This is a genomic window from Sphingobium sp. GW821-FHT02B05, assembly GCF_059421905.1.
In genome coordinates this window covers 1-12,606 of record NZ_JBWKVW010000004.1, presented here as the reverse complement: position 1 = coordinate 12,606, position 12,606 = coordinate 1, and the positions used below count along the sequence as shown (strand labels likewise).

Here is a 12,606-nt window from a genome sequence, read left to right as displayed (position 1 = left end):
GATGGCAAAGCTTTCCCTCTTCGCGCGGCGTCGTCGCCGCGTTCGCACCGCGCTCAAGGCCGTTTCGGGCACCCGCCCGCGTCTGAGCGTCCACCGTTCGGGCCAGCACATCTACGCCCAGGTCATCGACGACGTCGCCGGCAAGACCGTCGCCGCCGCTTCGACCCTGGACAAGGATGTCGGTTCCAAGGCTCTGGGCAAGACCGGCGCCTCGGCCGAAGCGGCTGCCGATGTCGGCAAGCGCGTCGCCGCAGCGGCGACCGCCGCTGGCGTCACCCAGGTCGTGTTCGACCGTGGTGGCTTCCTGTTCCATGGCCGCGTCAAGGCGCTGGCCGATGCGGCCCGTGAAGCCGGGCTGGAGTTCTGATCATGGCTGACGAAAACACCAACGAAGTCGTCGCACCCGTCGAGGGCGCCGAAGCGACTGCACCGACCGAAGGTCGTGGCCCCGGCCGTGGCCGTGGCAACCGTGGCGGCGGCGATCGCAACCGTGGCGAGCGTGGCGGCCGTGGCCGTCGCGATGATCGTCGCGGTGGCAACCGTGACGAGGAGCAGGGCGAAGAGCTGATCGAGAAGCTGGTTCACATCAACCGCGTCTCGAAGACCGTCAAGGGCGGTAAGCGCTTCGGTTTCGCGGCTCTGGTCGTCGTGGGCGACGGCAAGGGCCGTGCGGGCTTCGGCCATGGCAAGGCGCGTGAAGTGCCTGAAGCCATCAGCAAGGCGACGGCCGCTGCCAAGAAGGCGATGGTTCGCGTTCCGCTGAAGGAAGGCCGCACCCTGCACCATGACGGCCTCGGCCACTTCGGTGCCGGCAAGGTGACTGTCCGTTCGGCCCCGGCCGGTACGGGTATCATCGCCGGTGGTCCGATGCGCGCCGTGTTCGAAAGCCTCGGCGTCGCTGACGTCGTGACCAAGTCGAACGGCACGTCGAACCCCTATAACATGATCCGTGCGACCTTCGCGGCTCTGGTCGAACAGACCAGCCCGAAGTCGGTGGCGCAGCGCCGTGGCAAGAAGGTCGCCGACCTTCTGCGTCGCGGTGGCGCCTCGGCCGACGTCGCGCAGGCTGATGCCGAAGCGATTGCGGAGTAACTGACATGGCGAAGATCAAGATCAAGCAGATCGGTTCTCCGATCCGTCGCCCCGCCGACCAGAAGAAGATTCTGATCGGCCTGGGCCTTGGCAAGATGAACCGCGTGGTGGAACTTGAAGACACGGCGGAAGTCCGCGGTGCCATCAAGAAGCTGCCCCACATGGTCGCTGTCGTCGAAGGCTAAGCCTTCCGACATGCCGAAAACAGCAAAGGGCCGATTCGCGCAGGCGAATCGGCCCTTTCTGCATTTGGGGCTGGGGGAGGGCGCGCTGTCCTACACCGTGCCTTCCTGATAGGCTGCACGCATGTATTCGTTTGTCTCTAACGAAGCCGAGGAATAGCCGGCGCAGCCCAAGTCATTGAAACATAATTTCCTACATTGGATATGAAATGTCGAAATGTACGGGAAATGTGCGAAGTTAAGCGAACCGGCGCCAACAGGGCCGGGTAGCGCCGTGCCTTCGCTTGCCGGGTCGATCCGCCGCTTTAGGGGGTGACAAGCCCCGCGCATCCCGCTATGGGCGCCGCTTCCATTCAGCGCGAACCAAGCGAAAGCGAGTGCACATCATGAAGCTCAACGAAATCAACGACAATGCCGGCGCCCGCAAGGGCCGTATGCGCGTAGGACGCGGCATCGGCTCGGGCAAGGGCAAGACCGCCGGTCGCGGTCAGAAGGGTGCCAAGGCGCGTTCGGGCGTCAGCATCAACGGCTTCGAGGGTGGCCAGATGCCGCTCCACATGCGCATCCCGAAGCGCGGCTTCAACAACATCTTCGCCAGCGACTATGCGATCGTGAACCTGGGCGCCGTGCAGAAGGCGATCGACGAGGGCAAGCTGGACGCCAACGCGACCATCGACCAGGCCGCTCTGAACGCCGCCAACCTGACCCGCGGTGGCAAGGACGGCGTCCGTCTGCTCGCCAAGGGTGAACTGACCGCCAAGGTCAGCTTCCTGGTCGCCGGTGCGTCGAAGAGCGCCGTCGAAGCCGTCGCAAAGGCCGGTGGCAAGGTCGACGTGATCGAAGTCGTTCCGGCTGCCGAGAAGGCAAAGGCGAAGAAGGGCACGACCCTGGCCGCCAAGAAGGCCGCTGCAAAGGCCTGATTTAAGGTCTGACAGTCTTGCAAGCATGACCCCGCTGCCCGATATGGGTCGGCGGGGTCTTGTGCATCGGGGGACGCTGTTTACCGCATCCACGGTAATTCCCGGTTCGACAGCGCCCCATGTCCCCGTTAAGGGGATTTCCGATTCCGGCCCGGCTTTATCCGGGCAAGAGTGATTTGAAGGGCAGCCACCATGGCATCGAGAGCCGACCAGCTCGCATCCAATCTCAGCCTCGCGAAGTTCAGCCAGGCGACCGACCTCAAGAAGCGCCTGTGGTTTACGCTGGGCGCCTTGATCGTGTTCCGCTTCCTCAGCTTCGTGCCGCTGCCCGGCGTCGATCCGACCGCCCTGTCGCAGCTGTATAGCCAGACCAATGGCGGCATCCTCGACATCTTCAACACCTTTTCGGGTGGGTCGCTGTCGCGCATGAGCCTGATCGCGCTGGGCGTCATGCCCTATATCACCGCGTCGATCGTGGTGCAGCTTGCCTCCAGCCTGTCGCCGCAGCTTGCAGCGATCAAGAAGGAGGGCGAAAGCGGCCGCAAGAAGATGAATCAGTGGACGCGCTACGGCACCGTCGGCCTGACCGCGGTGCAGGGCTATTTCATCGCCGTGGGTCTTGAGGGCTTTGGCGCCCAGCAGGGCATGCAGGCGGTGATCGAGCCTGGCCTGCTGTTCCGCCTGACCGCCGTCGTCTCGTTGATCGGTGGCACCATGTTCCTCATGTGGCTGGGCGAACAGATCACGTCGCGCGGGATCGGCAACGGCGTGTCGCTCATCATCATGGCGGGCATCGTCGCCCAGCTGCCGGTGACGCTCAGCAACCTGTTCAAGTCGGGCAGCGAAGGCTCGATATCGGGCCTGCTGATCTTCCTGGTCATGGTGATGGCCGTCGGCCTCGTCCTCCTGATCTGCTTCATGGAGCGTGCCCAGCGCCGCGTCCTGATCCAATATCCCAAGCGCCAGACGCGCCAGGGCCTGATGCAGGCTGACCGCAGCCACCTGCCGCTCAAGGTGAATACGGCCGGCGTCATTCCGCCGATTTTCGCCAGCTCGCTGTTGCTGATGCCGCTGACCATCTCGCAGTTCGCCGGTCAGACGGTTGCGGGTGAAAGCAAGTGGGGCGATTTCGTCCTGACGCTCAACCAGTATCTGTCGCATGGCAGCCCGGTCTATATGGGCCTTTATGGTCTGGGCATCGTCTTCTTCTGCTTCTTCTACACCGCCGTGGTGTTCAATCCGGAAGAGACGGCCGACAATCTGAAGCGCAACGGCGGCTTCATCCCCGGTATCCGTCCGGGCAAGAACACCGAAAATTATCTGGACTATGTGTTGACGCGAATCACCGTCATCGGCGCGGCCTATCTGGCCTTCATCTGCCTGGTGCCGGAATTCGCCATCGCGCGGGCGGGCATTCCCTTCTACCTTGGTGGGACTAGCCTGTTGATCGTCGTCAATGTTACGGTCGATACCGTGACCCAGATTCAGAGCCATCTGCTCGCCCATCAATATGGCGATCTGATCAAGAAGGCGAAGCTCAAGGGTCGACTGCGCTGAGGGGCGTTTCGAAACTCTGATTCCAGCGCAACGAACAGGGGAGTATGCGCGCAATGAATATCATTCTGCTTGGCCCTCCGGGGGCCGGCAAGGGCACCCAGGCGACCCGTCTGGTCGACGAACGCGGCATGGTGCAGCTGTCGACAGGGGACATGCTGCGCGCGGCTGTGAAGGCAGGGACGCCTGTAGGGCTTCAGGCCAAGGCGCTGATGGAATCGGGCGCGCTGGTGCCCGACGAAGTGGTATCGGGCATCATCGGCGAAGCGCTCGATGCGCTGCCGGCGGAGACGGGCGTCATCTTCGATGGCTATCCTCGGACGGAGGCGCAGGCCCATTCGCTCGACACCATATTGGGCGACCGTAACCGCACGCTCGACCATGTGATCGAACTGGAAGTGAATGAAGATGCGCTGGTCGAGCGCATCACCGGCCGCTTCACCTGCGCCACCTGCGGCGCGGGCTATCATGACACGTTCAAGACCCCCAAGGTCGAAGGCGAGTGCGACAAATGTCACGGGCATGAGTTCAAGCGTCGGCCCGACGACAATGAGGAAACGGTGCGCACCCGCATGGCCGAATATCGTGCCAAGACCGCGCCGATCCTGCCGATCTACGAAGCGCGCAACATCGTGGCGCGCGTGGACGGCATGGCGGACATGAACGACGTGACCGTCGCGATCGCGGCCATATTGGATGGCCACGCGGCCTGACCGGCCCCCGTCCCGCATCGGGCATGGCAGGCGATGATCGGACTTTGACATGGGCTGGCGCGGCGATGGCTGCGCCGGCCCATGCGTTATTACGGCCGATATGGCATGCCAGGCTGTCCAGCCGGCCGCCGCCCCAAGCTAGGCTGGTGCGCATCGGGAAAGAAAGCAGCAAAAGAAAAGCAGGCTTGGATGCGGCGTTAACCACGATCTTAACGGATTCGTTGCTCCGTTATTGCTATGACGAGCCATGGTTGGATCACCCCGTGGCCGCTTGACGGAATTGGACGCGCTGCGGGGCATCGGCGCGCTGTGCGTCCTGATCTTTCATTATTCCACGCGCTTCCACGAACTGTTCCCGCAGGCCAGCCATGTGCCCTTCAGCTTCCCCGGCGGCAATTATCGCGTCCTGCTCTTCTTCGCCATTTCGGGCTTCGCGATCTTCTTCACGCTGGATCGCATCCGCACAGTCGCGGACTTTGTCGTCAATCGGTTCGCGCGCCTTTATCCCGCCTATCTGGTGGCGATGCTGCTGACGCTGTCGATCGAATATGTGGCCCATGCGACGCAGCTATTGATCGGGCCGGTCGATATATTGGCCAATTTCACGATGCTTCAGGGCTTCGCTTTCATCCCGGAGGTGGACGGCGCCTATTGGACTCTGACCGTGGAGATCGCCTTTTATTTCTGCATGGTCGCCATTTGGAAGTTCGCCGGCATCAGGCGGCTGGAACCGATATTGGTCCTGTGGTTGGCGGCGCGCTGGCTCTACTGGTTCTGGCCGGACATGCCCGAACGGATCGTGATGCTGCTGGTGTTGCGCTACACGCCTTTCTTCGTGATCGGCATGCTGGCCTATCGGGTCTGGTCGGGGCAGAGGACGCTGCGGCAGCAAATGCCCTATGCGGTGCTGGCGCTGTTATCGATCGCAACGATCGAGACCTGGGACGTCACCATCGTCGGCTGCGTACTCGTGGCGACATTCGTGGCGCTGATCCATGGCCATCTGCGTTTCCTCAGCCTGCGGCCGCTCGTCTGGCTGGGCGGGATCAGCTACAGTTTCTACCTGATCCACCAGCATGTCGGTTTCGTCGTGATGCTGGAATTCGCCAAGGCAGGCTATAGCCCCTGGATCGGCTTCGTCGCTGCCTTCCTGGTGGCGCTGACGCTGGGTACCGCGATCAATCGCATGGTGGAGCGTCCTGCCGGCGAAGCCATCATCGCTTGGTGGAGGCGCCGGCGCGAAGCGCGGCCATTAAGGTCGGAGGCGGCTAGCCAGAACTGACACAAGAAAGGGCGCCGCCGTCACCGGCCGCGCCCTTTCTCGTCCGATCAGGATCGCTTTATTGGGCGACCGGTGCCGCAGCGGCCGCATTTTCAGGCAGGCCGCCCATCTGCGTGACCATCTTCGTATAGGCGTCCAGATAGGCCAGCACGATCACCTGGCCGATATCGGTATTCTGATAGCCGCCACCGCCGACCGCCGCGAGGCCGCCCATCCAGCCGAGGCCGCCGCCACCGCCGAAGCTGAGGTCCGACTTGCGGAAATAGCCTTCTGCCATCACCTCTTCCTCGGTCGTGCGGGCGTTGACAACGGAGAGCATGACATTGGCCTCGCTCTTCTTGATCGAGATGCCGCCGGCCAGCGCGCCCAGCGTGCGCCCACCCAGGAAGCCGCCAACCAGCCCGCCAAGGGCGTTGCCGCCGCTATTCTTGTTGGTGGTGACGATGTCGGGCTGAATGAAATAGTCCGCCGCCTTCACCTGACCCTTGCCCAGGTTGGACCCGGCCTGCAACTCGCCCGAATCCGCCATGGCACGTTCCATGTTGCGGCTGGCCATCGACCGGCCGCGATTGACGATGCCGAAACAGCCGGACTGCTGCACGAACAGCTTGATGATGGCTTCGGGGCTGCCCAAATTCAGTTCGCGCCACCACTGATTATCCGGCTCCACGATCGCGACGGTGCCCAGGCGCTTGGTGCAGCGGGGAATTTCCATCTGCTTCCTGGTCTGGGCCTGACGCCCGGAGGAGCCCTTGTCGGCGGCGATAGCCTGCGGTGCAACCATGGCCAGGCACACAGCCGCCGCGGTCAACGTCTTCATTCCACGCATTTCGAGCACCCCGTTTGTTGCTTAAGTTTGAAAATGTTGCCCCGTTCCTGCGAATGCTTATCACAGGGGTCAATCGCTTCCAAGCAGAGCGGCATGCAAATGACGGGCTTTGTCATGGAATCGTACCTGTGCGCGATCCTGCTGACAGCGCGTGAAATCGCTGCTATCGGGCGCCGATGACCGATCTGTCCCACATCCGTAATTTTTCGATTATCGCGCATATCGACCATGGCAAATCCACGCTGGCGGATCGCCTGATCCAGCGTACCGGTGGCCTGACCGACCGTGAGATGAGCGCGCAAGTCCTTGACAATATGGACATCGAAAAGGAGCGCGGCATCACGATCAAGGCGCAGACGGTGCGCCTGGATTATACCGCCAAAAATGGCGAGACCTATGAACTGAACCTCATGGACACGCCGGGCCATGTCGATTTCGCCTATGAAGTATCGCGCAGCCTGGCGGCGTGCGAAGGCGCGCTGCTGGTCGTGGACGCCGCGCAGGGCGTGGAAGCGCAGACGCTGGCCAACGTCTATCAGTCGATCGAGCATGATCATGAGATCGTGCCTGTCCTCAACAAGATCGACCTGCCCGCTGCCGAACCGGAAAAGGTGCGCAAGGAAATCGAGGATGTGATCGGCCTCGATGCGTCGGAAGCGGTGCTGGCCAGCGCCAAGTCGGGCATCGGCATCGACGATATCCTGGAAGCCATCGTCACCAAGATCCCGCCGCCCAAGGGCGACCGTGATGCCCCGTTGGAGGCGATGCTGGTCGACAGCTGGTACGATCCCTATCTGGGCGTCGTCATCCTGGTGCGCGTCATCAACGGCGTCATCAAGAAAGGGCAGGCGGTCAAGTTCATGATCGGCGGCACCGAACATCTGATCGACCGCGTCGGCTGCATGCGTCCCAAGATCGAGGCGCTGCCCGAACTGGCCGCCGGCGAAATCGGCTTCATTACCGCGCAGATCAAGGAAATCGCCCAGACCCGCGTCGGCGATACCATCACCACGGTCAAGAACGGCGCGACCAAGCCGCTGCCGGGTTTCAAGGAAGTCCAGCCGGTGGTGTTCTGCGGCCTGTTCCCGGTCGATGCGAACGATTTCGACAAGCTGCGCGACTCCATCAGCAAGCTGCGCCTGAACGACGCCAGCTTCTCCTTCGAGATGGAAAGCAGCGCAGCGCTGGGCTTTGGCTTCCGTTGCGGCTTCCTTGGCCTGCTGCATCTGGAGATCATTCAGGAGCGGCTGACGCGCGAATATGATCTGGATCTCATCACCACCGCGCCGTCGGTGGTGTATAAGATCCAGCTCACCTACGGCGCGGGTGAGATCGAGTTGCACAATCCGGCCGACATGCCCGACCCTACGAAGATCGACGAGATCGAGGAGCCGTGGATCGAGGCGATCATCTATTGCCCCGACGAATATCTGGGTTCGATCCTGAAGCTGTGTCAGGACCGGCGCGGCATCCAGAAGAACCTGACCTATGTCGGCGGCCGCGCGCAGGTGACCTATGAACTGCCGCTCAACGAAGTGGTGTTCGACTTCTACGATCGCTTGAAGAGCATCAGCCGCGGCTATGCCAGCTTCGACTATCACCAGATCGGTTATCGCGAGGGTGACCTGGTCAAGATGAGCATCATGGTCAATTCAGAGCCGGTCGATGCGCTCAGCATGATCGTCCATCGCGGCACCGCGGAATCGCGCGGGCGCGGCATGTGCGAGCGGCTGAAGGATCTGATCCCCCGCCATTTGTTCAAGATCCCGATCCAGGCGGCGATCGGTGGCAAGGTGATCGCGCGCGAGACGATCGCGGCGATGCGCAAGGACGTGACCGCCAAATGCTATGGCGGCGACATCAGCCGCAAGAAGAAGCTGCTCGACAAGCAGAAGGAAGGCAAGAAGCGCATGCGCGAATATGGCAGCGTCCAGATTCCGCAGGAGGCCTTCATCGCTGCGCTGCGCATGGGCGACGAAAGCTGATTGGGGAGGGCGACCGCTGCGCCAGTCTGGCGGGCCAGGTCGCTCATCTTCAGCGCGCCGCTGCCTTTCTGGCAAATGGCATGTCGCTGGGGCAATGTCAGCGGGCGGCCGGGCGACGGCGCGATGCCATGCCGGCAAAGCTGATCGGCAACGGTTTGCGCGAACTGGACCTGTTTCTGACCGACCTGATCGTGGAAGCCGCTCGTATCGACCGACTGGGCGTTGCCGCCGGTCGCGATCCTGGCATTCATCCCGGTCGCCGTGTCTTCAGCGCGGCAGAGGCGTGGCGGCGTACCGGCCCGCAACTGGGATTGGCGATCGAAAGCCGGTCCCGGCTGCGGCAAATGCGCGCGGCACAGAACCGCCAATGTTTCGGGCAATTACGGGGCGATGGCGCGGAGGTGGCGATGCAGCGCGCCTGCGCAGACTATGCGCAACTGGCATCCGACGTGCTGAACGCGGTCCGGGCGAAATCGGATAGCTAGGGCGGCGGCCGCTATCGTTACGGCCGGATGTCATTTAGCTGGTAGAAACGGATCGGGCCGGTGCGGCTCTCTGTGCGGACAGGTTGAATATCCGGTTCGCGCACCAGCGGACCGGATCGCGCGACCAGGGCTTCGCATGGTCCTTGAGGATCATGAGCTGACCGATGGACACGCCATCCCGCATCAGGATGCGCGCAGTGGGGTCGCTGTCTGCGGAATCCTGAACCGCCTCGAACGCGCCGCCATTCATCATCGCCATCAGTGCCATCCGGCCCTTGCGCGCACGGGCGGCTTCCTGGGGGCATTGGGCCGCGATGGCGCTTGGTACCTGGATGTCAGCCAGATGATACCGCTTTCCACGCCAGGCATAGGCATCGGCGGCCAGGACGCAGGCTTGTCCTTTGGCGTCGTCGCACAGCGTGAATTCGTCCGCTATCATGCCTGAAGCATAGGCCGTGCCGGTCGGTCCGCCGGACATGGGCATGGCCTGCATCATCACGGTGATGCCGACCACCGCGATGGCAATTGCGGCGGCCACCATGCCGACGGGCACCAACTTCGCACGCTTTTCCTGTTTCTCGATCAGCCAGCCATCCCCTTCATCCGGGGTGCGATCGCCGACATCATAGAGGTTGCGTGCCATGTTTCGTCCCAATTGGAGTATGTCGTTTAACATTGGTTATGGAAAATTTCCGTTAACCAGCCGGCGCGCGCATCAATGTGCGTGCCGCTTGACGGATGTGGCGGGCCATGGTCCAAGTCGAGCGGCTGTAGCGAGGGAGACGGCGTGAGCGACATCTGGCTATATGACGAGCATCCCGCGATGTTCCGGGCGCATCCTTTTCTGTTCCTGCTACTGCTGGTGTCTGTCGTGGGAATCATCGCGATTGCCATCTGGTGGGTGCTGCACAAAGGCGAGCGGCTGGCGCTGAGCGAGCGAGAGGTGCTGCTGGAGCGCGGGCTGCTGGCCAAGCAGCGGACCGAGATCGCGCTGACCAGCATAAGGTCGGTACGCATCACGCAAACTTTGGGTCAGCGCCTCTTCGGCGTGGGCCATATCGAACTGTTCAGCGCGGGCGACATCGCCGAGATCGCGATCAAGAATATGCCGCGGCCCGACCGCATCCGCGCGATTGCTGCCGCGCGCAATGTCGATCTGTTGCCGCAACGATAGTGGAAAAAGATGGGTAAATTCGTTCAGGCCCTTGACTTGGGCCGATTAATTTAAACGATAGGGTTAATAAGGGAGGGCCGCAGAGCCCCATATTCGCAAGAGGACGCCATGTCAGGAACGTCCGTTCACATCTGGGTGAACGGCGGTAAAAGGGGTCGTCCATGGTTGGCTTGCGAGTGATGCCGTCTTTGCCGGATCTGACGGCAGAACAGCGCGCTGAAATAAGGCAGGCTTGCGGCTTTGCCTGTGTTCGCTGCGGCGTGACCATCTATCGCTATCTGGGGTTGCCGGATGGACCGGGTGCGACGCTGCTGTGCCCTACCTGCCATGGGCTGGTGGAGGAAGGGCGGCTGACCGCCACGCAGGTGCAGAGCTTCCATGCCAATCCGGTGGTGCGCCAGCGCCATTTCGCGCGGGACCGGTTGCCCTTTTCGGCGGAACTGCCGCAGTTGATCGTGGGCGGATCGCGGCTGTTGCGCGATACGCCGATCCCGATCACCCTGGAGGGCGAACCGATCCTGATCTTCGCGCCGCCGCGCCGGATGAACGGGGCGACCCGCATCAGCGTGCGGCTGGGGTCGCCCGATGGAGTCGCGACCCAGATCATCGACGGCAATGAATGGAAGCCGACCGATGGCAGCTGGCATTTCCTGCTGCGCGGTGACCGCTACAGCATGATGGCGGCACGGGGCGATGGCCTGGCGGTGTTGCGCATCGTCGCCCGCAACCGGATCGCGGTGGAACATCTGCGCACCACCATCAATGGTCGCCGGCTGGAAGTGACGCCCGACTGGCTGGAAATCGACGGCAAGCGCTATGTCGACAAGATCGGCAGCGGGACGCTGATCGGATTGGAGCTTTGAGGCGCTGGCCGGGAGCGGCGGCGAAATTCCGGCGCGTCGATCAGCCCCGCCATCTGCCACATTCTCAGTTTTCGCCCCCACATGGCGGCCGACTGACTTGGTCGGTGTGAAGGGCAAAGGGCTTTGCATTTCAGGGGAAAACGGCGCGGGTGAGATTTTCAGCGCCATGACCGATCGCGGGCGGATGTGCCTTGCGATTATCCATCGTCTATGTTTTTCCTTCATCCACAAGATTACGAATCCCGCTTCGGCGGCGTTCGTGCGGAACAGATATTATGGGGTCGCACCGTAATAACCGCTGGAATCGCGCAATCTTAGCGTGTCCGGCATGGACGTAAGGCTGTGAGGGCGTTACCTGAAGCCGCCCATAATTAGGAGCAGATGGTTTTATGAACAATAATGATCTTGCCGATGCAATCGCGGCGTCGAACGATCTGAGCAAGGCCGAAGCACGCAAGCTGGTCGATGGCGTGATCGGCGCCATCGCCGACGCGGCTGCCAAAGGCGACGAAGTGTCGCTCAGCGGCTTCGGCAAATTCAAGGTCAAGGACAGCCCGGCTCGCCAGGGCCGCAACCCCTCGACCGGTGCAACCATCGAAATTGCCGCTTCGCGCAAGCTGACCTTTGCTCCGGCCAAGGGCATCAAGGATCGCCTGAACGGCTGATCTCGCTTCGTCGAAGATCGCATGGCCCCGCCCCCGTAAAATGGGGGACGGGGCCATGTCCGTTTCTGCGCCGGTCGATGGTTGGCCTATGGTGCCGCGGCGACAGGAATTGCGGATCCGGCTCCACGGCTCGGCCTGATGGAAATAACATCCGAAATCGGAATCCTTGCAGCGTCACCGGTGCCGGTGCCGTTTGATCCTCTGTGTAAAGCCGTCCTGCGTCCCTGACGCTTGATGGCTTGTCCTGCGTGCGCTTGCAGCGCGCGTATGAGGGAAAGGGAATGACGATGGCGGCCGAAGTTATCGACAAAGTTACGGGAGAAACCGTACAGGCACCCACTGATGCGATCATTTTGAATGATCCCAGCGTCGTTCGACTGCAATTGAACCGAGAGGCCGTGTCTGCTCTGGAGCAGAATGGCAACGACCTGCTCATCCGTTTGACCGATGGGAACGTCATCAAGGTCGCGAATTTCTACGAGCCTTTCGATGCCGGCAATAGCGATTTGGTGTTGCGTGATACGGACGGCAACCAGTGGCTGGCCCGTTCGGGCAGCCGCTTCCCGCGTTTTTCCCTTCTCAATGATCTGGACGAACTGGTCGGCGCTGCCGGCGGTGCAGGTGCAGCAGGGTCGTCGCTGGTCCTGCCCGCCGTCATCGGCGGCGTAGGCATCGCCGGCGCCTCTGTGATCGGCAGCAGCGACGACACCTCTTCGATCGAGGAAACGGATGCTGATGCGGATGCGGATGCGGATGCGGATGCGGATGCGGATGCCGATGCCGATGCCGATGCGGACGCCGATGCTGATGCTGATGCTGATGCTGATGCTGATGCTGATGCTGATGCTGATGCTGATGCTGA

At 62.2% G+C, this 12,606-nt stretch carries 15 protein-coding genes; 13 read left to right on the top strand and 2 right to left on the bottom strand.

Annotated features, from left to right (window positions below; all coding sequences use genetic code 11):
• The first annotated feature begins 1 nt into the window (after position 1).
• The 7 genes from rplR (at position 2) to AC07UX_RS14155 (ending at position 5,743) form a co-directional block, all read left to right on the top strand.
• A complete protein-coding gene (rplR, locus tag AC07UX_RS14185; protein WP_120250984.1) occupies positions 2-367 on the top strand; it encodes a 50S ribosomal protein L18 in 366 nt (121 codons plus the stop codon).
• Between the two features lie 2 nt (positions 368-369).
• Positions 370-1,092 (top strand): 30S ribosomal protein S5, encoded by a 723-nt coding sequence (rpsE, locus tag AC07UX_RS14180; RefSeq protein ID WP_093020405.1) that lies wholly within the window; start codon positions 370-372, stop codon positions 1,090-1,092.
• 5 nt (positions 1,093-1,097) lie between these two features.
• A complete protein-coding gene (gene rpmD / locus AC07UX_RS14175) occupies positions 1,098-1,277 on the top strand; it encodes a 50S ribosomal protein L30 (RefSeq protein WP_056691667.1) in 180 nt (59 codons plus the stop codon).
• A 383-nt stretch (positions 1,278-1,660) separates the two neighbouring features.
• Positions 1,661-2,194 (top strand): 50S ribosomal protein L15, encoded by a 534-nt coding sequence (gene rplO, locus AC07UX_RS14170; RefSeq protein ID WP_495192661.1) that lies wholly within the window; start codon positions 1,661-1,663, stop codon positions 2,192-2,194.
• Between the two features lie 192 nt (positions 2,195-2,386).
• On the top strand, positions 2,387-3,751 hold the full coding sequence (gene secY / locus AC07UX_RS14165; RefSeq protein ID WP_056691660.1) for a preprotein translocase subunit SecY: 1,365 nt from the start codon (positions 2,387-2,389) through the stop codon (positions 3,749-3,751).
• A 53-nt stretch (positions 3,752-3,804) separates the two neighbouring features.
• Positions 3,805-4,461, top strand: coding sequence for an adenylate kinase (locus AC07UX_RS14160; RefSeq protein WP_495192660.1), 657 nt, complete (start codon positions 3,805-3,807; stop codon positions 4,459-4,461).
• Between the two features lie 247 nt (positions 4,462-4,708).
• Positions 4,709-5,743, top strand: coding sequence for an acyltransferase family protein (locus AC07UX_RS14155; protein ID WP_495192659.1), 1,035 nt, complete (start codon positions 4,709-4,711; stop codon positions 5,741-5,743).
• Between the two features lie 58 nt (positions 5,744-5,801).
• Here the strand turns inward: AC07UX_RS14155 and AC07UX_RS14150 are convergent, their stop codons facing one another.
• Positions 5,802-6,572 carry a CsgG/HfaB family protein gene (locus AC07UX_RS14150; protein ID WP_495192658.1) on the bottom strand — a complete coding sequence of 257 codons (771 nt, stop codon included), beginning with the start codon at positions 6,570-6,572 and terminating at the stop codon, positions 5,802-5,804.
• A 176-nt stretch (positions 6,573-6,748) separates the two neighbouring features.
• Between AC07UX_RS14150 and lepA the strand changes: the two genes are divergently transcribed.
• Together lepA and AC07UX_RS14140 are read left to right on the top strand one after the other, a co-directional pair.
• Positions 6,749-8,557 carry a translation elongation factor 4 gene (gene lepA, locus AC07UX_RS14145; protein ID WP_495192657.1) on the top strand — a complete coding sequence of 603 codons (1,809 nt, stop codon included), beginning with the start codon at positions 6,749-6,751 and terminating at the stop codon, positions 8,555-8,557.
• A gap of 128 nt (positions 8,558-8,685) precedes the next feature.
• Positions 8,686-9,042, top strand: coding sequence for a hypothetical protein (locus AC07UX_RS14140; protein ID WP_495192656.1), 357 nt, complete (start codon positions 8,686-8,688; stop codon positions 9,040-9,042).
• A 34-nt stretch (positions 9,043-9,076) separates the two neighbouring features.
• Here AC07UX_RS14140 and AC07UX_RS14135 read toward each other — a convergent pair whose 3' ends face one another.
• Positions 9,077-9,685, bottom strand: coding sequence for a nuclease (locus AC07UX_RS14135; RefSeq protein WP_495192655.1), 609 nt, complete (start codon positions 9,683-9,685; stop codon positions 9,077-9,079).
• Positions 9,686-9,829: 144 nt separating this feature from the next.
• Here AC07UX_RS14135 and AC07UX_RS14130 point away from each other — a divergent pair, with 144 nt between their 5' ends.
• The 4 genes from AC07UX_RS14130 to AC07UX_RS14115 all read left to right on the top strand — a co-directional run.
• Entirely contained in the window at positions 9,830-10,216 is a 387-nt protein-coding gene (locus tag AC07UX_RS14130; RefSeq protein WP_495192654.1) for a PH domain-containing protein, read from the top strand.
• 179 nt (positions 10,217-10,395) lie between these two features.
• A complete protein-coding gene (locus tag AC07UX_RS14125) occupies positions 10,396-11,079 on the top strand; it encodes a hypothetical protein (protein ID WP_495192859.1) in 684 nt (227 codons plus the stop codon).
• A gap of 389 nt (positions 11,080-11,468) precedes the next feature.
• A complete protein-coding gene (locus AC07UX_RS14120) occupies positions 11,469-11,744 on the top strand; it encodes an HU family DNA-binding protein (RefSeq protein ID WP_495192653.1) in 276 nt (91 codons plus the stop codon).
• A gap of 281 nt (positions 11,745-12,025) precedes the next feature.
• Positions 12,026-12,606: BapA/Bap/LapF family prefix-like domain-containing protein (locus tag AC07UX_RS14115; RefSeq protein WP_495192652.1), on the top strand; the 581-nt coding region annotated here is incomplete at its 3' end.

What these genes read in the sequence shown, in the direction of transcription:
- AC07UX_RS14135 (WP_495192655.1), bottom strand. Translation starts at nt 9,685, where the DNA reads ATGGCACGCAACCTCTATGATGTCGGCGATCGCACCCCGGATGAAGGG.
- secY (WP_056691660.1), top strand. Translation starts at nt 2,387, where the DNA reads ATGGCATCGAGAGCCGACCAGCTCGCATCCAATCTCAGCCTCGCGAAG.
- AC07UX_RS14155 (WP_495192659.1), top strand. Translation starts at nt 4,709, where the DNA reads ATGGTTGGATCACCCCGTGGCCGCTTGACGGAATTGGACGCGCTGCGG.
- rpmD (WP_056691667.1), top strand. Translation starts at nt 1,098, where the DNA reads ATGGCGAAGATCAAGATCAAGCAGATCGGTTCTCCGATCCGTCGCCCC.
- AC07UX_RS14140 (WP_495192656.1), top strand. Translation starts at nt 8,686, where the DNA reads ATGCCGGCAAAGCTGATCGGCAACGGTTTGCGCGAACTGGACCTGTTT.
- AC07UX_RS14150 (WP_495192658.1), bottom strand. Translation starts at nt 6,572, where the DNA reads ATGCGTGGAATGAAGACGTTGACCGCGGCGGCTGTGTGCCTGGCCATG.
- AC07UX_RS14120 (WP_495192653.1), top strand. Translation starts at nt 11,469, where the DNA reads ATGAACAATAATGATCTTGCCGATGCAATCGCGGCGTCGAACGATCTG.
- AC07UX_RS14160 (WP_495192660.1), top strand. Translation starts at nt 3,805, where the DNA reads ATGAATATCATTCTGCTTGGCCCTCCGGGGGCCGGCAAGGGCACCCAG.
- AC07UX_RS14125 (WP_495192859.1), top strand. Translation starts at nt 10,396, where the DNA reads ATGCCGTCTTTGCCGGATCTGACGGCAGAACAGCGCGCTGAAATAAGG.
- rplO (WP_495192661.1), top strand. Translation starts at nt 1,661, where the DNA reads ATGAAGCTCAACGAAATCAACGACAATGCCGGCGCCCGCAAGGGCCGT.
- rplR (WP_120250984.1), top strand. Translation starts at nt 2, where the DNA reads ATGGCAAAGCTTTCCCTCTTCGCGCGGCGTCGTCGCCGCGTTCGCACC.
- lepA (WP_495192657.1), top strand. Translation starts at nt 6,749, where the DNA reads ATGACCGATCTGTCCCACATCCGTAATTTTTCGATTATCGCGCATATC.
- rpsE (WP_093020405.1), top strand. Translation starts at nt 370, where the DNA reads ATGGCTGACGAAAACACCAACGAAGTCGTCGCACCCGTCGAGGGCGCC.